This is a genomic window from Ruegeria denitrificans (assembly GCF_001458295.1).
Classification (GTDB): Bacteria; Pseudomonadota; Alphaproteobacteria; order Rhodobacterales; family Rhodobacteraceae; genus Ruegeria; species Ruegeria denitrificans.
Genome location: NZ_CYUD01000015.1, coordinates 1 through 18,755, shown reverse-complemented (window position 1 = coordinate 18,755; position 18,755 = coordinate 1). Strand labels below are relative to the sequence as shown.

The 18,755-nt window shown below is 55.2% G+C and carries 18 protein-coding genes and 1 pseudogene; 9 read left to right on the top strand and 10 right to left on the bottom strand.

Annotated elements, in window-relative coordinates; translation table 11 throughout:
* Positions 1-44 precede the first annotated feature (44 nt).
* Positions 45-1,436, top strand: a complete 1,392-nt coding sequence (locus tag RUE5091_RS19130) for an aminotransferase family protein (protein ID WP_058283637.1) — start codon at positions 45-47, stop codon at positions 1,434-1,436.
* A gap of 296 nt (positions 1,437-1,732) precedes the next feature.
* On the opposite strand, the gene RUE5091_RS22725 is transcribed toward RUE5091_RS19130, so the two are convergent.
* The 5 genes from RUE5091_RS22725 to RUE5091_RS19105 form a co-directional block, all read right to left on the bottom strand.
* Entirely contained in the window at positions 1,733-2,179 is a 447-nt protein-coding gene (locus RUE5091_RS22725) for a LysR substrate-binding domain-containing protein (protein WP_082643728.1), read from the bottom strand.
* Between the two features lie 61 nt (positions 2,180-2,240).
* The gene (locus RUE5091_RS19120; protein ID WP_058283542.1) at positions 2,241-2,918 is read right to left on the bottom strand and encodes an ankyrin repeat domain-containing protein; all 678 of its coding nucleotides are present in this window, start codon (positions 2,916-2,918) and stop codon (positions 2,241-2,243) included.
* Positions 2,919-3,180: 262 nt separating this feature from the next.
* The gene (locus tag RUE5091_RS19115; RefSeq protein WP_058283541.1) at positions 3,181-4,197 is read right to left on the bottom strand and encodes an ABC transporter substrate-binding protein; all 1,017 of its coding nucleotides are present in this window, start codon (positions 4,195-4,197) and stop codon (positions 3,181-3,183) included.
* Positions 4,167-5,543 carry a sensor histidine kinase gene (locus RUE5091_RS19110; RefSeq protein ID WP_058283540.1) on the bottom strand — a complete coding sequence of 459 codons (1,377 nt, stop codon included), beginning with the start codon at positions 5,541-5,543 and terminating at the stop codon, positions 4,167-4,169. The genes RUE5091_RS19115 and RUE5091_RS19110 overlap by 31 nt, the downstream gene beginning before the upstream one ends.
* Complete coding sequence (locus RUE5091_RS19105) at positions 5,540-6,205, bottom strand: response regulator transcription factor (RefSeq protein WP_058283636.1); 666 nt, start codon at positions 6,203-6,205, stop codon at positions 5,540-5,542. The genes RUE5091_RS19110 and RUE5091_RS19105 overlap by 4 nt, the downstream gene beginning before the upstream one ends.
* Before the next feature lie 120 nt (positions 6,206-6,325).
* Between RUE5091_RS19105 and RUE5091_RS19100 the strand changes: the two genes are divergently transcribed.
* From RUE5091_RS19100 to RUE5091_RS19080, 5 genes are all read left to right on the top strand, one after another.
* Entirely contained in the window at positions 6,326-7,297 is a 972-nt protein-coding gene (locus RUE5091_RS19100) for a tripartite tricarboxylate transporter substrate binding protein (RefSeq protein WP_058283539.1), read from the top strand.
* Positions 7,298-7,362: 65 nt separating this feature from the next.
* Positions 7,363-7,845 carry a tripartite tricarboxylate transporter TctB family protein gene (locus tag RUE5091_RS19095; RefSeq protein ID WP_058283538.1) on the top strand — a complete coding sequence of 161 codons (483 nt, stop codon included), beginning with the start codon at positions 7,363-7,365 and terminating at the stop codon, positions 7,843-7,845.
* Between the two features lie 11 nt (positions 7,846-7,856).
* Complete coding sequence (locus tag RUE5091_RS19090) at positions 7,857-9,371, top strand: tripartite tricarboxylate transporter permease (protein WP_058283537.1); 1,515 nt, start codon at positions 7,857-7,859, stop codon at positions 9,369-9,371.
* The gene (locus RUE5091_RS19085; RefSeq protein ID WP_058283536.1) at positions 9,364-10,548 is read left to right on the top strand and encodes a CaiB/BaiF CoA transferase family protein; all 1,185 of its coding nucleotides are present in this window, start codon (positions 9,364-9,366) and stop codon (positions 10,546-10,548) included. The genes RUE5091_RS19090 and RUE5091_RS19085 overlap by 8 nt, the downstream gene beginning before the upstream one ends.
* Entirely contained in the window at positions 10,545-11,312 is a 768-nt protein-coding gene (locus RUE5091_RS19080; protein WP_058283535.1) for a citryl-CoA lyase, read from the top strand. The genes RUE5091_RS19085 and RUE5091_RS19080 overlap by 4 nt, the downstream gene beginning before the upstream one ends.
* A gap of 95 nt (positions 11,313-11,407) precedes the next feature.
* On the opposite strand, the gene RUE5091_RS19075 is transcribed toward RUE5091_RS19080, so the two are convergent.
* A complete protein-coding gene (locus RUE5091_RS19075) occupies positions 11,408-12,601 on the bottom strand; it encodes an MFS transporter (protein WP_058283534.1) in 1,194 nt (397 codons plus the stop codon).
* A gap of 154 nt (positions 12,602-12,755) precedes the next feature.
* Between RUE5091_RS19075 and RUE5091_RS19070 the strand changes: the two genes are divergently transcribed.
* Positions 12,756-13,328: a helix-turn-helix domain-containing protein gene (locus tag RUE5091_RS19070; protein ID WP_243470819.1), complete on the top strand. Its 573-nt coding sequence runs from the start codon at positions 12,756-12,758 to the stop codon at positions 13,326-13,328.
* Between the two features lie 242 nt (positions 13,329-13,570).
* Complete coding sequence (locus RUE5091_RS19065) at positions 13,571-15,193, top strand: DUF6798 domain-containing protein (RefSeq protein WP_058283532.1); 1,623 nt, start codon at positions 13,571-13,573, stop codon at positions 15,191-15,193.
* Here the strand turns inward: RUE5091_RS19065 and RUE5091_RS19060 are convergent.
* Genes RUE5091_RS19060 through RUE5091_RS19050 form a run of 3 tightly spaced genes read right to left on the bottom strand, consistent with a single transcriptional unit; the run spans position 15,175 to position 17,311 of the window.
* Positions 15,175-15,564, bottom strand: a complete 390-nt coding sequence (locus RUE5091_RS19060) for a GtrA family protein (RefSeq protein ID WP_058283531.1) — start codon at positions 15,562-15,564, stop codon at positions 15,175-15,177. The two genes, RUE5091_RS19065 and RUE5091_RS19060, sit on opposite strands and share 19 nt — an antisense overlap.
* Complete coding sequence (locus RUE5091_RS19055; protein WP_207383752.1) at positions 15,561-16,301, bottom strand: class I SAM-dependent methyltransferase; 741 nt, start codon at positions 16,299-16,301, stop codon at positions 15,561-15,563. Before RUE5091_RS19055 ends, RUE5091_RS19060 begins: the two co-directional genes overlap by 4 nt.
* A complete protein-coding gene (locus RUE5091_RS19050; RefSeq protein ID WP_058283530.1) occupies positions 16,301-17,311 on the bottom strand; it encodes a glycosyltransferase family 2 protein in 1,011 nt (336 codons plus the stop codon). Before RUE5091_RS19050 ends, RUE5091_RS19055 begins: the two co-directional genes overlap by 1 nt.
* Positions 17,312-17,776: 465 nt before the next feature.
* Here RUE5091_RS19050 and RUE5091_RS23875 point away from each other — a divergent pair.
* Positions 17,777-17,980, top strand: a pseudogene (locus RUE5091_RS23875) (Arm DNA-binding domain-containing protein); the annotation flags it as partial.
* A 5-nt stretch (positions 17,981-17,985) separates the two neighbouring features.
* On the opposite strand, the gene RUE5091_RS23630 reads toward RUE5091_RS23875, so the two are convergent.
* Positions 17,986-18,612: a hypothetical protein gene (locus RUE5091_RS23630; protein ID WP_058283529.1), complete on the bottom strand. Its 627-nt coding sequence runs from the start codon at positions 18,610-18,612 to the stop codon at positions 17,986-17,988.
* Between the last annotated feature and the right edge of the window lie 143 nt (positions 18,613-18,755).

Below are 18,755 nucleotides of genomic sequence, written 5' to 3'. Positions count from 1 at the left end.
TTGTCCCGGCCTCCGCGCACCTCTTCACACTGAAAGGACATGTCATGGACGGCACGTTCAACGAAAACGATCTTTCCCGCGTAGTCGAGGCCGACCGCGCCCATATCTGGCACCACCTGATCCAGCATAAACCCTTTGAAACCAATGACCCACGCATCATTGTCGAAGGCAAAGGCATGCGCGTTTGGGACCAAAAAGGCAAAGAGCATCTGGATGCGGTTTCGGGCGGTGTTTGGACCGTCAATGTCGGCTATGGCCGCGAATCGATCTGTAAGGCGGTGTACGACCAGCTGATGAAGCTGTGCTATTTCGCCAATACAGCCGGTTCGATCCCCGGTTCGATCTTTGCCGAAATGCTGATCGACAAGATGCCGGGCATGAGCCGTGTGTACTACACAAACTCGGGCTCTGAGGCGAACGAGAAAGCCTTTAAACTCGTCCGCCAGATCGCGCATAAGCGCTATGGCGGCAAGAAGACCAAAATCCTGTACCGTGATCGCGACTATCACGGCTCGACCCTTGCGACCATGTCGGCAGGCGGTCAGGATGAGCGTACGGCGCAGTACGGCCCCTTCGCACCTGATTTTGTGCGCGTGCCCCACTGCATGGAATACCGCAAGCACGAGCTGGACGGTGCGCCCGAAGAGAACTTTGGCGTTTGGGCCGCAGATCAGATCGAAGAGATCATCCTGCGCGAAGGTCCTGACACCGTCGGCGCCCTGTGCCTTGAGCCTGTGACCGCAGGTGGTGGTGTTATCGAAGCGCCCGAAGGCTATTGGCAGCGCGTGCAGGAAATCTGCAAAAAGTATGACGTGCTGCTGCACATCGACGAAGTGGTCTGCGGCGTTGGCCGGACCGGCACCTGGTTCGGCTATCAGCAATACGGCATCAAGCCGGACTTCGTGACCATGGCCAAGGGTGTTGCCTCGGGCTATGCGGCGATTGCCTGTATGGTCACCACCGAGGAAGTCTTTGACATGTTCAAGGACGATGCAGCTGATCCGATGAGCTACTTCCGCGACATCTCGACCTTTGGTGGCTGCACCGCGGGTCCGGCGGCCGCAGTTGAAAACATGCGCATCATTCAGGACGAAAACCTGCTCCAGAACTGCACCGACATGGGTGACCGCATGCTGGGCAACCTGCAGGCGCTGATGGAAAAGCACAAAGTCATTGGCGACGTGCGCGGTAAAGGCTTGTTCCTGGGTGCCGAACTGGTTGCAGATCGCGCCACCAAAGAGCCTATGGACGAGAAACGCGTTCAGGCGGTTGTAGCCGATTGTATGGCACAGGGCGTGATCATCGGTGCGACCAATCGCTCGATCCCAAGCCGCAACAACACGCTGTGCTTCTCGCCCGCGCTGATCGCGACTGCGGATGACATCGACCAGATCACCGACGCCGTTGACGGCGCGCTGGGTCGTGTATTCGGCTAAATCGCCTCAATGAACCTGCAAAAACCGGCGCTGTTTGCGCCGGTTTTTTTGTTGAAAAATAAGAGAAACGGTCACAAAAAGCGGGTTTGCCAATTTCTGCGGACTGCCCTGCTCAGACATCGCAGTCACCGTAAATTGCAAAATGCAGCTTCATTCTACTGCCCTTTCGGGGTGAAGCCCCGAGGAGACCACTTTGACCACGTCCACGAACTCATCCACCATTTTCGAGTTCCCCGTGACCCGTCGCGCGACGTAGAGTTCGATGCTCTGGCCGTCCGTCTGATACGGGATGCAACTCAAATGCGCTGGCGCGAGGGCGCGAACCCAGGCGGCGCCAGTCCGATGCCAACTCCGTGCGCCACCATCTGCAACATGGTCGATTTGTCGATGACTTCACAGGCAATGTCCGGTTGCCATCCATGGGCGCGGTAGCTGTTCCAGAGCAGGTTGTGAAGGATTGGGCGGGCGTGTTTCGGAAACCCAAAAATCGGATGATCCCTGATATCCGCCGCTGACAGCGATTCCCGGCCTGCAAGTTCCGATGCAGACGGCAACCGGCAAAGTCCACTATGTCCGCTTTCTGGTTTTTCGAAATCGAGCTTTGAATGTCCGGTTCTAGCTGAAGGAACGAAGCCGCTAATGCGACAATGGCGCTTGTGGCTGGGCCTTTGAGCCGACCCTGACGAGGCATTCGACTCTGTCAGCACCCCACCACGAGAAGACCCTGATCCGAAGTTCGCCATTTCCAAGCTGCTATCGGCACATTTCAGTTGAAACTCACCGCTTTCGGTTGCGGAAATGATCTCAGCCTTCTTTTCTTAAGCGCTCTGCCATCTTCGAATATCCACGTCGTTCGGCAAGTTCGAGTGGCGTGGTTCCGTCACGATCGGTCAGCGATCGGTCAGCACCTGCCGTCAACAGCGCATCCAGAACTGCAAGGTGATCAGGGCCACCGTCACCAAGCACAACCGCTTCGATAACTGCTGTCCAATGCAGATTGTTCACGTGGTCCAGTGGCGCGCCGGCAGCGATCAGTCGTCGGACCACCTCGACATGACCGAGATGCGCGGCCGCTATAAGAGCGGTTCCTTCATAGGGACTGGTTATTAAGCCGGGTTCGTTGCCTAATTCGATTGCAAGCGTCAACAGTTCTGGGTCGTTCGCAACAGCCGCGATCGTGACCACATCGTAGGCATCCCCTTCCAGCGCGTTCATGTCGGCACCGGCTTCAGCGAGTGCACGCAATGCCTCATCCTCTGAGGCAAAGGCTGCCACATGGGCTGGCGTGCGACCTCGTGGGTCCCGCGCGTTGACGTTTGCCCCCTTCGCCACGAGCTGCCGGATCATTTCTTCATTGCCGGTGTGAGCAGCTGCGAAGAGGCCATCGTAATCCGCGATCTCACCAGCCGAAGGCGGCGTCTGCGCCGTGCCCGCATTGGCGGCGATCCCCGCCACGAAGGCAAATAGTAGAAGACGAAACATAGCCAGTCCTTTCACTTGCATACAGGTGAAAGTTTCGGGACAAGCAGGCGTTCAATCAAGAAAAAGCTGCATCATGTCTCAACGACCGGCTTGAGGAGCGTGGTCAAAATCTGCTGCACGACCGCAATGGGCCGCTCGCACAGCAAAATTCAGCCCCTACTCCGCATGCTGTGCAGCCGACCAATAATAACGGGAACCAAATCTGACAATCTATGCTCGTCAGATATACGCTAAGTGATACCTCGGCTCGACGAGGATCAGGTCAATTCTGCAAAATTGCGCTTTCCCATTCCGACAGAAACGCCCGTTTCTTGAGTTGGTCGAGAAAGACCAAAAGACCGGGGCCAATCCGGATGCGATTCAGAGAGGTTTCCATTTGGATCAGATCCAGCCCGGATTGAGTAAGCGGTTGCGCGTCTTGCCCATGCGAGCGCTGCAGAAGGTGGTCAACAAATATGGCGGACAGTTCCTGCGAAGGGGCATTGTGCGGGATCATGGCTGTGCGCAGCATGACGGTCGTGAAATCAGAGGGCAGAATGATTTCAAAATCGGATCGATCTTCGCGGTTCACTGCATAGCTGCCTAGAACATTATATGCGATCAGAAGTTCGCCGGTTTTCACCGCGTCGATCATATCCGAGGAACAGCAATATAGCCGGGCTTCAAGCGCCCCGAAAACCTCGGTCAGGCGCCAATAGGTGTCGGACGCGCGTGTGTCCTGGGTTGCAAACAAATAGCCCAGCCCCGATTGCCGCACATCATACGTCCCGACCCGGTCGCGAAAGCGATCCGGGTGTTGGCGTAGCAGGTTGATTAATTCGTGACGGTCCTTGGGGATTGGCAGATCGCCAAATGCTTCCTTTGACACCACGATGGCTGCCGGTTCCTGCGAAAATGCGAACAGCATATCGTTCCAAATAGCCCAGTCCGGCAAGGATTGCGTCGCATCCGAGACGTATCGCTGCGCCTTGCCATCATTCGCAAGTTTTGTTTGCAGATCCATTGCACTTGAAATGGCCAGATCGAACGCATGCTCTTCATCATAGATGGCGCGCATCATCTCGGTCGAACTTGCAACGATATAGTCGATTTCAGTATCCGGGTATTCAGCCAGGAACGAAGCGATCATCGGTTCGAAAAACCTGATATCAGCCGTGGAAATGATCCGAAGGACCTGCCCGCTGTCCAATGCGCCGAAACGGGCGCGGTTCTCGATTTCGAACGCAGCCGACCACCCCGCCGTAAAGATCAGGGCAATGGAAAGTGCAAACTGACGCATGCGCCTCCTCCTGGCATGTTTTCGAAGTACATTTTACCGCCATGTGCTTCGACCACCTCTTTTACGATGGTCAGCCCAAGTCCGGACCCAACAATGCTCTCGGCATTGGCACCCCGGGCGAAACGGTCTGTCAAACGGTCAAGCTCAGCCTCGGGGAAGCCGTGACCGGTATCGGTTATACGAATTTCGCCGCCATCATTGTGCCGCGTAAGAGCCACGGTGACGCGTGCACCGGCAGGCGAGTATTTTATGGCGTTGTCGAGCAGGTTGTGCAGGGCGTTTTGCAGAAGGATCGGATCGCCCTGAATAATGGAATCTTCGGTTCCGATAGCGTGCAGTTCGATCTCTTTCATCTCTGATATCGGGCGCAGGCGTTCAACCGCTTCCTGTACAAGGCGCAGCAGGCTGATCTCATCCTGCGAAAGGTGATCCAGGCGAAACGTCACCATGGCATGGTCCAGCAGTTGCCCTGCAGTACGTGAGCTGTCGTCAATGGCGTGGATCATCTCGCGCAAGGCGGTCCGGGTTTCGGGATTATCTGCTTTGCGCTGAACGATCTCTGCCTTGGTTCTGACGATGGCCAGTGGTGTGCGAACCCGATGCGCAGCCTCAGCGATGAAATCTTCTGATCGCGTCAGCGACCGTTTCAAACGTCTCATGAATGAATTCAGCGATGCGACCAGTGGCACCATTTCTGACGGAACCGGTGCTGCGACGGGGCGCAGGTCTTTGGGCCCTCGGCGAGAGACTGACACCGTCAACCGATCAAGAGGGCGGATTGTACTGCGGGCGATGATCGCGGCCAGAAGCACAGAGACCAGAAAGAAGCCCGCACCAATACCCATGGATGTCTGTGAAATCCGGGCCAGCGTCTGTTTCTGACCGGAAAGCGTTTGGGCGACAGAAACTTGAAGGTAGCTTTGGCCGATATCGGTCGACATTCGACGCCGCACTGAGGCGACGCGCACCTCCTCTTCAAGAAATGTCGCCGAGCGGAATGCCGGCACACCGGCTACGGTTCCATCAGCTTCGGGTAACTCGTCATAGCCGCTGAGAAATTCGTTTTCCAAACGGATGGCGTAAAAAACCCGTTCGTCCGAAATGCTGTCCAGCATAGACAATGCCGAATAAGGCAGATCGACATTGATTTCCTGGCCGGAATAGCGCGCGCTGTCCAGTATGGACAAAGCCGAGGCCGCCAGCACGTTATCCTGACTTTCCTGCGCAACCTGCCGGGCGACCGATTGCACCACAAAATATACCACAATCGCCAGAACGGCCGCGCCAGCCAGCAGGGACAGCAACAATCGGCGGCGGATCGAACCATGTGCGACGGGCGCGCTCATTCTATTCCAAGCTTGTATCCAAGCCCTCGGATCGTAGTGATTTTTACGTTCGAGTTCTGCAGGTGCTTACGCAGGCGGCCGACATAAACCTCGATTGCATTTTCCGAAACATCTTCGTCATAAGAAACCAGATGGTTCATCAAAGACGCTTTCGAAAACACCTTGCCCGGAGCTTTGGCCAGAATTTCGAACAGGCGCAGTTCACGCGCCCGCAGCTGTATGGTGTGTTCTCCTACTTTGAGCGTTCCCGAAAGCGAATCAAAACTCATATCACCGAGAATCAACAGGTTGCGCGCCTCGCCGCCGCGACGGCGCAATACCGCCCGGCACCGCGCTTCGAGTTCGGAAAAGTCAATCGGTTTGACCATGTAATCATCCGCGCCAAGATCCAGAATCCCGACCCGATCCGAGACTTCTGAACGTGCCGTCAGGACAATTACAGGGGTTCGTGAGTTTTGGTTTCGACGCTGCGCCAGAAAGGTGCGGCCATCACCGTCGGGCAACATAATATCCAATAATATTAAGTCATAATCGGTTGTCGCTGTAAAATCATAGGCCGTCTGAATGTCGGGGGCATGGTCGACGACGTGCCCGTCCAACATCAGCCTGTCGACCACCGCGCTGGCCAGTTGCTTATTGTCCTCGATCAGCAGGAACCGCATCGGGTTCGTTTCACTCCATTTGCATTTTTTTGGCCGTGTCAGCTTGGTGTCAGCTTTGTTCGCCAATCTCTTTCGACATGAGCGGCACAAGCCGCCAATGTCAAATGGGAGGACCAAAAGATGACATTCGATATGGGCCGTCGCGCCCTGATGGCTGCTGCTGCAGCATTCGCACTGACCGGCCCTGTTGCGGCCGAGCCGGTGGTCGACAGCATTCACTTTCTGATCCCCGGCGGCGCAGGCGGCGGCTGGGACGGCACCGCACGCGGAACCGGCGAAGCGCTGACAGGTGCTGGTCTGGTCGGCACAGCATCGTATGAGAATATGTCGGGCGGCGGTGGCGGGAAGGCCATCGGTTATCTGATCGAAAACGCAGACAGCCAGCACGGTACATTGATGGTCAACTCGACGCCGATCGTGATCCGCTCGTTGACCGGTGTGTTCCCGCACAACTTCCGCGACCTGACTCTGGTATCGGGCACTATTGGTGACTATGCCGCCATCGTGGTTGGCAAGGACAGCCCATTGAACTCAATGGACGATCTTCTGGCCGCGTTTGACGCAGATCCATCCGGCACTGCCATTGGAGGAGGTTCTGTTCCCGGTGGTATGGACCATCTGGTTGCGGCCATGGTGATGGAAGCTGCTGGCAAGGACGCGCTGGCCGTCAAGTACATCCCCTATGATGCCGGTGGTAAAGCCATGGCAGCTTTGTTGTCGGGTGAGATTGCGGCCCTGTCGACTGGTTTCTCGGAAGCGGTGGCACTGGCCGAAGCCGGTGAGGTCAAGATTCTGGGTGTAACCGCTGATGAACGCGTCGCGGCTTATGACGCGCCAACCATGCAGGAACAGGGGATCGACACCACCTTCGTCAACTGGCGCGGTTTCTTTGCCGCCCCGGGCCTGCCGGAAGACAAGCTGGTCATGTATCAGGAAGCGATCACCAAGATGTATGACACCCCCGAGTGGGAAGCCGTGCGTACCCGCAATGGGTGGGTCAACATCCATAACTCGGGCGATGATTTCCAAACCTTCCTTGAAGGCCAGGAACAGGTCATCGGCGATCTGATGAAGAAGCTCGGCTTCCTCTAAATCACGCACCCAAACAGCAACCGGTCTTTTCGGGGCCGGTTGCCAAAAATCCAAGGGAGGGGACTATGGCACTGGATCGCTGGGTCGCGTTTGTCATTTTGTGCGCCGCACTGGCCTATGGCTACGCCGCATTCTTCACCATGGACGCGCTTTTACCGCCGTTCATGCAGCGCAATCCGATCTGGCCGAGCACCTTTCCCAAGGTTCTGGCGGTTCTGACGATTGCAACTTCACTGATTATTCTGCTGGGGCTGGAAAAATCTGTCGCATCTGACAAAGAACCGGACATCGATTACCGACGCCTTGGAGATTATCACCTTGGTAAAGCCCTGACCCTGTTGGGGTTGATGGTTGCTTACGCACTGCTGTTGCGTCCCGCCGGTTTCCTGTTTGCAACTTTCGCTTTCCTATGCTGCGGATCTTTCACTCTGGGGGAACGCAAATTCCACATCCTGCTGCCTGTCGCTGCCGTCGCCAGCTTCATCGTTTGGTATCTTGTCGATGAAGTACTGGGCATTTTCCTTCGCCCCTGGCCGTTCTTTATCTGAGGAGCTGAGACATGATCGAAGGTCTGCTGATCGGCCTTGGCGCCGCATTTTCCATCCAAAACCTCCTCATGGTGATCGCTGGCTGTCTGATAGGCACGTTCATCGGCATGCTGCCGGGCCTGGGCCCGATGTCGATAATCGCCATCATGATCCCCGTTGCCATCACCATCGGTGATCCGTCGGCGGCCATCATCCTGCTGGCGGGTGTTTACTATGGCGCCATTTTCGGCGGCTCCACTTCATCCATCCTGCTGAACGCCCCCGGCGTGGCGGGCACTGTCGCGTCAAGTTTCGACGGTTATCCTATGGCGCGTAAAGGTCAGGCCGGTAAGGCACTGACCATTGCCGCGATTGCCTCGTTTGCGGGGGGAAGCATCGGTGCTTTGCTTCTGATGATTTTCGCCCCCATGCTGTCGACCGTCGCGCTGCTGTTTCACTCGGCCGAGTATTTTGCCCTGATGGTTGTTGGCCTGTCGGCCATTGCGGCCTTTGCGGGCACGGGTAACGTGGCCAAGGCGGTGCTGATGACATTGCTGGGCCTTGTTATGGCTACGGTCGGTGAAGGTGCCCTGTTTAACATGCCTCGCTTTACCATGGGGCTGATGGATTTGCAGTCCGGCTTTAGCTTCATCACCCTGGCCATGGCCATGTTCGCACTGCCCGAAGCGCTGTTCCTCGTTCTGAACCCAGCCCGGTCTGCCCAGGGGAACGGGGGTAAGATCGACAACCTGCGTATCACCCGCGAAGAGGGCCGCAAGATCGCACCGGTTATCGGGCGGCAATCTATCCAAGGGTTCTTCATTGGTGTTCTGCCAGGGGCCGGTGCCACCATCGCCTCGTTCCTTGGCTATGCGGTGGAGCGCAACATCGCCAGCAAGGAAGAACAGGAAGAGTTCGGCAAAGGCGCCATCAAAGGGCTAGCTGCACCGGAAACCGCCAATAACGCCGCCTGCACCGGATCATTCGTGCCGCTGCTGACGTTGGGCATTCCCGGTTCTGGCACCACGGCGATCTTGCTGGGCGCGTTGATCGCGCTGAATGTGACACCCGGTCCGCGCCTGATGATCGACGAGCCGCAAATCTTCTGGGCGGTCATCATTTCGATGTATATTGGCAATCTGGTTCTGCTGATCCTGAACCTGCCGCTGATCCCGTATATCGCCAAGGTTCTGGCCATCCCTCGCAATTACCTGATCCCGTTCATCCTGTTCTTCACGCTGATGGGCAGCTATATCGGGCAGAACAACGCGACCGAATTGTTAATCCTTGTCGGCATGGGTATCTGTGCGACAGTTCTGAAATTCGCGGATTACCCGCTGGCACCTCTGCTGATCGGCTTTATCCTGGGTGGAATGCTGGAAGACAACTTCTCGCGCTCCATGCAGCTGTATGACGGTATCGGCTTCATCTTCGAACGCCCGATGACCCTTGGCCTGCTGGTGATTGCAGTGCTTCTCGTTGTTGTCCCCAGTTACCGCGCCCGCCGTGCAAAGGCCCGTCAGGAAGGGGTTGCCGAAGGTGACTAAGCCGCTGGAGGGGGTCCGCGTCCTTGATCTGACCAATGTTTTGGCCGGACCCTATTGCTGCTATCAGCTGGCCCTGATGGGGGCCGAGGTGATCAAAGTTGAACGTCCCCGTACCGGCGATCTTGCGCGCGTCCTGGGCGCCGATCCCGACCGCAACAATGCGGGCATGGGCATCAGCTTTCTGGCGCAGAACGCCGGAAAGAAATCCGTCACTTTGGACATGAAGGCCGAACGGGGCAAAGAGCTGCTAAAACAACTCGTCTGCACTGCCGACGTTTTGGTCGAAAACTTCCGCCCCGGTGTGATGAATAGGCTGGGGCTCGGGTATGAAATCCTGCAGGCAGAGAACCCGCAGTTGATTTACTGCGCCATCAGTGGGTTCGGGCAGGACGGGCCACGCAAAAATGATCCGGCCTATGATCAGATTGTTCAAGGTATCAGCGGTGTGATGTCGATCACAGGCGCGCCGGACACCGCGCCTTACAGAGTTGGGTACCCGCTGGCCGACACCGTGGGCGGGCTTACGGCAGCCTTTGCCATTGCCGCCGCCCTGAACGCAAATCCACGCGGCACCTTTCTGGATATCTCGATGACCGAGGCCGTCATCTCTTCGATGGGCTGGGTGGTGTCCAACCATCTGATCGGCGGCGTGGCCCCGGCCGCTCATGGGAACGAGAACACGACCTCGGCCCCGTCTGGCACGTTTAAGACCGCTGACAACCCCATCAATATCGCCGCCAATCGTGACGAGCAATGGCAGGCGTTGACCAGTCATCTGAACCGCGACGATTTGCTGGAAAACCCCGACTATGCCACCCGCGAGGACCGCAAGCGAAACCGCCACGCGCTACGGGAAGAACTGGAACGCACGCTGCGCACCCGCTCTGCCGCGGACTGGGTGCGTGAGTTGAACGCGTTAAGCGTGCCTACGGGTCCGGTGTTCAGCGTGCCTGATGCCCTTGCAGATAAACATCTCGCTGGCCGGGGACTGATCGGAAGCCTTCCAATGGACCGCGAAGAGCTGAAACTCGCAGGCAGCCCAATCGTGGCGGACGGCGCCCGCCCAATGGCGCAAACGGCACCGCCAGAACTCGGGGCCCACAACAAGATGATCTGGGCCGAGCTTGGCCTGTCAGAGCAGGAGGTAATGGCGTTGTCGAAAGAGGGGGTTATATGAGCAACGTTGCCGACTGGTGGAAAACCGCGATCATTGACATGGAGCCGGGCCGGATCGAGTTGCGCGGCCATCCGATTCAAGATCTGATCGGTCATCTGAGTTTTCCCGAGATGATCTGGCTCATGGTCCGGGGTGATAAGCCCACGCCCGCGCAGGCGCGCCTGTTCGAGGTCGCCTTGGTCTCAGCAGTGGACCACGGTCCTCAGGCCCCATCAATAGCGGCGGCGCGCATGGCTGTGACCTGCGGCCTACCGCTCAACAACGCCATGGCCAGCGCAGTGAATATGTTGGGGGACGTGCACGGCGGAGCGGGTGAACAGGCTGTAGAGCTTTTTCACCATATCGAAGCACATCCTGCAGGGCTGGACATTGCCTTGAACGACTGGATCAGCGAACACGGCAAGATTATCCCGGGATTTGGTCACCGGTTCCATACTCCGACAGACCCCCGTGCGCCGCGTTTGATGGAGCTGGTTCACGAAGCAATCGAAGCCGGAGCCTGTGAGGGTCGGTATTTACAGATAGCACAACGTGTAGAGGCAGAAATTGCACATAGAAAATCCCGCCCAATCCCGATGAATATCGATGGCGCAACTGCCGTGATTTTTGCTGAGCTGGGCTTTGCCCCGCCGCTAGCGCGTGGTCTGTTTTGCTTGTCGCGTTCTGTCGGCATTCTTGCCCATGCCTGGGAACAGATTCAACAGGGCGGCAGGAACAAGGGTCCGATCCCACCGGGATACCTGTGGACATACATCGGTGATTGAAACCTGAACGGACCATTTCGCCAAGAAAAACTGCCGTTAGTAAATGCGGCGACCCAAGTTCAGGTCCAGAGTAGCCGTTGCTTATTGGCACCTGATCACGCCTGAACCATCGTTGAAAAATGTCCTCTGATGATCAGAACGACGACCCCAAACAAAACGCATCCGCTGGTCAGCATTATCGTCGAATTCAACCCCAAAACATCCGCGAGCAGCCCCATCCCCGCCGTACCAAGCGTTGCCAATCCCCAAAAAGCGGTCTGGTCCACTGCCACAATCAAACCCAGATCGCTTTTCGGGCTGTTATGCAGGTATTTTCCGTAAACCAAGGCTTTCCCGACTTTGACACCTCCGAACACAAAAGTAATCAAACATAGCGCCGGAAAGCTGGCGACGCCGATCAAGACCAATAATCCCACGCCGTAAATACCCCAAATTGCCAGTGACACCGCACCCGGGCGTAGAATTCTGGCGGACACTCGCTTTGTCGCCGCGGTTGCAAGTATCGCTCCGATCCAGGATGAAATGCCGATCAGTGCGATCATGTCGCCATATTCGGGAAATCTCTCGCGAAGGATCAAAGGCACAAGAATATACCCTGCGGGTACAATGATTAACCCAAGCAACGCGCTGGATAACAGAATGTCGAAATTTTCCGGGCAAATTCGGTAGTGCAGAACGACCCGACGAAAGATCCCGTGCTGAAATGCGTTCTGACCGAGTTGCGGCGATGCCCGCCCACCGCCAGCGCGCCGGTGCGCCCGCAGGAAGATCACACTGATGGCCATCAGCAGCCCATTCACCACGAACCCGCCGGTTGCCGACAGCAAAGGCAAAAAAAGCCCCGAAATATTCCCTGTCAACTTCGCGATGTTATGCGCCGTTGCCGCCAGCAGACTATTGTCCTGAATCGGCTGATCCGTGGCGCCGGGGATGAATGTATCTATGGCCGGGTTCGAGATCGCACTGACAATACCCGCCCCGATACAATACAAAAAAAACAGTTCGGGAACGAAGCCAAACTCAAGGTCCAAAATCCCGTAGGAGATCAGAATGGCTGCAAAAACACTGGTCGACACGACATAACTCAGCCCTACGCCTACCCTGTCTGTCAGTGCGCCCCCGAAAACGGTGAAGACCAGAAACGGCGACAGAACAAGTGCTTGATAGAACCCGATCTCAGTGGCCGTCAATTCGGCGTGAAACGCCATATACCACGTGAAAAGGACGGTCTGAAACCCTTCGCCCCAATGCCAAAAGCCGTAAGCTCGAAAAAAGTTGTTATTAAACACAGGACAGCTCCGTCAGCACTAGAAAAGGTCCAAATGGCAAGGGTCTTCATCTTTCAAATTCAGTCAGTTCATCTTATTACTGGAACAAGAAATACCCTTTCATCATAATTTTGCAATAAAAATTATGATGAACTTAGTTGTGAGAGATAGGTCTGTGAAAAAAAGAGCGACCCAGGAAATCGTTGGCCCTCGAATGCGCGAGCTTCGCAAGGCCAAGGGGCTGACACTTAAACAACTGGCAGAACTGACTAATTTATCAGTGGGGTACCTCAGCCAACTGGAACGCCAGGATGCGGACCCGTCGGTGCGCAGCCTCAATGTGATCGGCAAAGCACTGGGCGTCGGTATCAACTGGTTCTTCCCCGACCCCGAAGAAGAAGCCGACCCACAAAGTGACATCGTGGTGCGCTGTACGCGCAGGCGGGCACTTCGTTTCGATTCCGGCGTGCGCGATGAACTCCTCTGCCCATCTCTGAGCGGCCAGTTGGAAATGATCCTGACCACTTTCGCCCCCGGCGCAAGCTCGGGCGATACGCTGTATTCTCACAAAGGCGAAGAAGGTGGCTATGTCGTAGAAGGAACGCTTAAACTGACGGTAGAAGACCGGATCATGATCCTGAAATCCGGGGACTCCTTTCGTTTCGCATCAACCCGACCGCATCGCTATCACAATCCCGGCGACACTGACACAGTACTGGTTTGGGCGGTCACACCTCCGCACTACTGATCTGGACCCATCTTTCATAGACGCATATCGCTCTAGCCCGTTGCCCACCCTTCGATAATTCCGCCCTCTTCTACGTCAAACCAACGTTTGTGGAGTATGGAAGTCTGTTTACCCGGGTAGTGTTCTTTGAGAGGCGTGGCGCGACGGTATCCAGCAACACTTCAGTTTTTTCCCCAACGGACTGCTTGTATCCGGCTGCAAGTCACGTCAGAAAAACGAAAAGCATTTAAGACGAGATCAACATGGACGCGAGCAGGGTTTTATTTGCGGCGTTGCTGGGGCTGCTTGTATCTTGTTTGATTGGATATGAGGCCTTTCCGGTCGGGGATGATTTTGCCTATGGGCCACTTACCGAACACCGGATCAATCCTAAGCTCTATGTGAACGACGATCAGCTGCGGCTTTTTGAAAACCACGCCTATGTCTATGAGTGGATGTATCGGGCAGGACGCGCAACCGTTGGTGTCGAGCCCGCCTTTCGTTTAGCTTTGTGGCTTTTGGCGGTGATAACAACGGTCGCAATTTGGGCGATGCTACGGGCACTGGAGGCACCCTTGGCGATATTGCCCATGGTTCTGGGCATCAGTGTGGTCGTTCAACTTGACGGCATGGGACGCGGAGATTTCGGGGGGCTGACATCCCCATTTTTTCATCACCACAATGTGGCTCTTACGCTGGTGATCGCAGCCGTTGCCGCAGCATTTTTTCGCAAGATTTGGCTTGCTGGAATTTTATTGGGGCTGGCAGCCTATGCGCAACCAATGACGGCCTTTCACGGTGCAATCGTGATTGGCCTGGGTTCCTTGATCCGCAATCCGCTTGATGCGGTGAAGCTGGCCGTGGCTGCGGGTGTTGTGGCGTTTCCTGTAGCTGTCTGGCTGTTTGGGGCGATCCTCAATGCACCTGACTCTGACGTCATGATTGATCTGATCGCGGATGCCTATCGTTTTCGAGCGCCGGCCCATTACGACCCGCCATGGTTCGATATCATGATCGCCACGCTTTACTTGATGGCAGGTTGTGCTGGTGTAGCATTGTTGTATCGCAAGAAACCGGATTTAGCGCGTTTTGCAGCAGGGTTGTTGCTGGGATTTACGCTTCTCCATCTTGTCACACTGGTTGTCTACAAGCTTGCCATCGCTGAATGGGTTGGGTTTTTCATTCTGGATGCCAACCGCTCTACGCCGGTGCTTTTTACTGTCGGCACATCATTGGCCTTCGCAGGCATGTGGTTTGTCAAAACCGGTCGCGGGGTTTGGTTAACGGGCATTTTGTTAGCAACGATATTGCTCCTTAATATGAAACTGGCCGGGATTGTTCTTTTCGCAATCGGTGTTGCGATGATGATGGCTGGCGACGTACCAAGGACTCGGGCCGTTGTTTTATGCGGTCTTGGGGCTGCGCTCTTGATATTGTTTCCGGCCAAGCCGCGCCCACCTTACCTGCCCGAGTCGACACTTTTGGCGTTGGCGCAGATTCGAACCGAGACACCGGTTGATGCCTTATTCGTCATTCCTGTGAGCCTGATGGAATTTCGTCAATATGCACAGCGGAGTGCGTATGTGGATTTCAAGATGTTCTCGGTGGCGCAACCAGATCAAGCCTCATTAACGCGGGCGCGAATTGAAGAGGTTACGCGCCCTGCACCTGAACATCGCGCAATGCAAGGCTGGGGTGCGGCGTATCTGTGGGATGAAGAACAAAACCGTCAGGCAACTTGTGCCAATATGGCGGAAATATTGGCGACGACGGGCGCGCAGTATATTTTGCGGCGGGTGTTCCCGGACGAACCAGCGCCCGAATGCCCTGAATTGCCACGTCCGATCATGACTGAGACGTTGGCGATCTATGGATCGGTCGAGTAAGGGCGGGCAAAAACCCAGAACTTACAAAAAAAGAAGGTTGAGATCGGTACTGCAAAGGCGACAACAGCCATCGCAAGAACAAATGACGCGCCAAGTTGAACCGCGATCAATTCGGTAAGGGCTGTGGAAAGTACAAGGCCAATGGCAGACACTGTCAAAAACCGTGGTGCGTGATAACGATGTTCGAGTGATGTGCCAAATGTAATTCTGCCGTGCCCCAGATAGGAAAGACTAAAGGCCGCGAAAAATCCGATACTGTTTGCCAGCAAGGGCGTGACGGCAAAGAATTCCGCCGCAACTATTGCGACAATGACGTGCAACGTAGTTGCCAAAACGCCAATACCGGCAAAGCGCGAAATCTGCCCAATCATTGAAGGGCCGGGTCAATTGTCAGAACAGCGCAGAGCGACAGGCCGACCGGCAAGCTCAGACGACCAACAAGGTGTTTTTCAGCCGCAAAAACAGTCCGGAGTGTCGCGTTGATAGCTGGTCCGGGAAGCGTGTCTTCATCCCTTTCGATCCGAAACAATGACTTAACTGCCCGAATGGCCACGGCTAACGGAAAAAGGGCTGTGTTGAAATAGAACCCATACTCCATATGCAGTCCGGCCTTCGCAGCAACATCTGCTAGATGCGCACGGGTATAGCGGCGGAAATGGTGATGGCGTTCATCGTGGCGTGACCAAAGCCATGGGAAAGCGGGCACTGTCATCACGATACGCCCGCCTGGTGCAAGGCGGCTTGCCAAGGCACCCAAAGCGGCTTCGTCGTTTTCGATATGTTCCAACACATCGAAGAACCCAATTAGATCAAATTTTTCAGAAGCAAATGGGATCTCATCAGGCAAAGAGCCTTCGGCAACGGCGATTCCGCTTTTGGCTTCGGCCGTGCGGCGCGCCTCGGCATCAAATTCAAACGCGCGAATACGGCCGAATTCCGCCAGCATCCCAAGATTTCCGCCTGTGCCGCATCCAGCTTCGAGAATACAGGCGTCGTCCGGCAGTTTTACCAGTCTTGAGATGACGGTGGATAGAATTTCGCGACGTGCAACGAACCACCATTGCACGTCTTCCAGAGCGGCCATACGGTCAAAAACTGCACGATCCATTATCTATCGTCCTGGCCTTCGTGGACCGATCTAAGCACGTAAAGCGGTCGGTTTCGGACTTCAGCGTAAATTCGCCCGACGTATTCTCCGAGAATGCCAACCGCAAACAGGTTGAGTCCCCCAAAAAACAAGATCAGAATCAAGGTAGAAGCGTAACCTGGAACAACAACGCCAAAGATCAATGTCTGCACCAAGATGCCGCCTGCGTACAGAAACGATAGAACCGCGAGAATGGCACCTGCGTAAGTCCAAAGATGAAGCGGGGCAGTGGTTGACGAAAATATTCCGTCCAGTGCAAATTTCCAAAGCTTCCAATAAGTCCAGGCGCTTGTTCCGTTTTTGCGTTGCGGGCGCGTAAAGGTGACTTCGGCGGCATCAAAGCCTACCCAGCTGAACATCGCTTTATTAAAACGCACCCGTTCACCCATTTCGCGTACCACGTCTACGACTTGTCGATCCATCAGTCGGTAGTCGCCGACATTGTGAGGGATTTGGTGATCCGCCATTGCGTTAAAGAGGCTGTAAAACCCGTCTGCCGTCTTACGTTTGAGCCAGGTGTCGCTGTCTCGGCGGATACGTTTCGCATTGACCACTTTTGCGCCCTTATCCCAATGATCAAGCATCTGCGGAATAAGCTCGGGCGGATCCTGAAGGTCGACATCCATTGGTATGCAAGCGTCACCCCGAGAGTGTTCAAGTCCCGCTGAAATAGCCGCTTCTTTGCCGAAGTTTCGCGAAAGATTCACAAGGCTGATGCGGCGGTTGTTCTGCATTCTACTGCGAATGGCAAACTCTGTTGCGTCGCGGCTGCCGTCATTGACGAAAACCACCTCGTAGGTGTGTTCGGGATCAAGCGAGGCGAATACTTCTTCAATTTTGTCAAGAAAAGGCCCGATGGCTTCTTGTTCATTGAAAACCGGAACCACAAGCGAAACCAGTTTGGCTTTACTGGATCGGGAGGCACTTTGCGCCTCTCCTACAGCCTGCAACTTTTGTCTGTTCGCAACCATTTCTGCTCCTGAGGATGCCGGTCGTTATCCCGAATAGAATGGGCAAAATGTATCGACGCAATCAGGCAAAAATTAGGCATTTTACAGGGAAAACTGGGCTTGCCTGGTTGGCTATTCTTCGAGATGTTGTGCGGCTTTGTCGCCCTTGAAGCAGCAACCGTAGATGACAACGCCCTGAGCGAAATCGATATCTTTCTGGATGAACGGTGCTTTAGAAGGTCTAGTCGGACTCGCCGCTCGAAACAGTAGATGCCGTTCATGTTGAACAAAAAGGGATCGAATTGTCATACGCCCGCACAGTTTTCATAATAAACTGAGGGTAATCAAAGAGTTCGTATGAGAACGTGGTGCCGGAGGCGGAACCACGTTCTCTAATTTTCCCTATAAATATCAGGCTATTAAACTTGAATCCCAGCGAGGACGAGCGGTAAACCGTCCATAGAACATGCCATAGGATTCGGTAATTTGAGCAGAAACATACATAGACTGAGAGATAGTGAATTAAGGGCTGCTCTTGGCAAATCCAAAACACTCCATGATGGAGGAGGTCTGTACTTTCAATCGACCGAAGGCGGTGCAGCATCGTTCCACTATCGATATCAAATTGGAAAGCGCACGACCAAAATGGGCCTCGGGCCGTATCCTTCGATCTCGCTTGCTGACGCAAGGGAGAGTCACAAGCATTTCCAGCGACTAAAGGCGCTGGGCCAAGACCCGCTGAAGGTTCGCGATGTAGAGCGCGCGACAGCGCGACGATGCAGCCTACTGCTGGGCGGATGGCACAGAACTGAGCCCGCGGTTGCAACGGGAGCACCTGAGCTGTCAAAGACGACCATCGCAAATCCGGGGCGAGACAATCCGCGCATAACCGGCCCTATTGGCGGTAGAACACCGTGGCTCATTGCGACTTCTGCGAAAGCTTCAAGCCATTCTGGCGGAGAGTCTCGATCAATCACACGTACGGTCAAATCCTCGGGCAACGCCCGTGTGGCAATTATTTTCCGAGCAATGTCAACACAGTTCAGCCCGCCAAGATAACAAGCTATTGTGTCGGTTTTTAATCCCTGACTTTCAATGACTTCTCGCGTCTTTGCCACCTCCTGACGCGGTATGCTTTCTATCGCCGTGATGCCGAGTATTCGAGCCATTGCAACGGCATCATCCAAAGCCCCGCTGTACTCGTTGGCAATTTGAATACCGCGCCCATGGCTACAAAATCGAGGGTCATCACCCAATAGCTGGATAAGATGCTCACCCATGGTCGACATGCGTCGCTGTGCATCACTTCCAAATACTTCCATAGGTTATCCTTTGGGCCGCCGCAAAATGGTTCGACGATGATCGTTTGATATGAGTTGCGTCGTCAAGCGCACGTCAGACGCGAGACCGCGACGAAAAGAGAGTTATTGGTCTAGGGTGAATGTCAACTATGTCCGCAGTGCGG

Bases quoted from the DNA above. Each gene is read 5' to 3' on its own strand.
- RUE5091_RS19130 (WP_058283637.1), top strand. From the start codon at position 45: ATGGACGGCACGTTCAACGAAAACGATCTTTCCCGCGTAGTCGAGGCC.
- RUE5091_RS22725 (WP_082643728.1), bottom strand. From the start codon at position 2,179: ATGGCGAACTTCGGATCAGGGTCTTCTCGTGGTGGGGTGCTGACAGAG.
- RUE5091_RS19120 (WP_058283542.1), bottom strand. From the start codon at position 2,918: ATGTTTCGTCTTCTACTATTTGCCTTCGTGGCGGGGATCGCCGCCAAT.
- RUE5091_RS19115 (WP_058283541.1), bottom strand. From the start codon at position 4,197: ATGCGTCAGTTTGCACTTTCCATTGCCCTGATCTTTACGGCGGGGTGG.
- RUE5091_RS19110 (WP_058283540.1), bottom strand. From the start codon at position 5,543: ATGAGCGCGCCCGTCGCACATGGTTCGATCCGCCGCCGATTGTTGCTG.
- RUE5091_RS19105 (WP_058283636.1), bottom strand. From the start codon at position 6,205: ATGCGGTTCCTGCTGATCGAGGACAATAAGCAACTGGCCAGCGCGGTG.
- RUE5091_RS19100 (WP_058283539.1), top strand. From the start codon at position 6,326: ATGACATTCGATATGGGCCGTCGCGCCCTGATGGCTGCTGCTGCAGCA.
- RUE5091_RS19095 (WP_058283538.1), top strand. From the start codon at position 7,363: ATGGCACTGGATCGCTGGGTCGCGTTTGTCATTTTGTGCGCCGCACTG.
- RUE5091_RS19090 (WP_058283537.1), top strand. From the start codon at position 7,857: ATGATCGAAGGTCTGCTGATCGGCCTTGGCGCCGCATTTTCCATCCAA.
- RUE5091_RS19080 (WP_058283535.1), top strand. From the start codon at position 10,545: ATGAGCAACGTTGCCGACTGGTGGAAAACCGCGATCATTGACATGGAG.
- RUE5091_RS19065 (WP_058283532.1), top strand. From the start codon at position 13,571: ATGGACGCGAGCAGGGTTTTATTTGCGGCGTTGCTGGGGCTGCTTGTA.
- RUE5091_RS19060 (WP_058283531.1), bottom strand. From the start codon at position 15,564: ATGATTGGGCAGATTTCGCGCTTTGCCGGTATTGGCGTTTTGGCAACT.
- RUE5091_RS19055 (WP_207383752.1), bottom strand. From the start codon at position 16,301: ATGGATCGTGCAGTTTTTGACCGTATGGCCGCTCTGGAAGACGTGCAA.
- RUE5091_RS19050 (WP_058283530.1), bottom strand. From the start codon at position 17,311: ATGGTTGCGAACAGACAAAAGTTGCAGGCTGTAGGAGAGGCGCAAAGT.
- RUE5091_RS23630 (WP_058283529.1), bottom strand. From the start codon at position 18,612: ATGGAAGTATTTGGAAGTGATGCACAGCGACGCATGTCGACCATGGGT.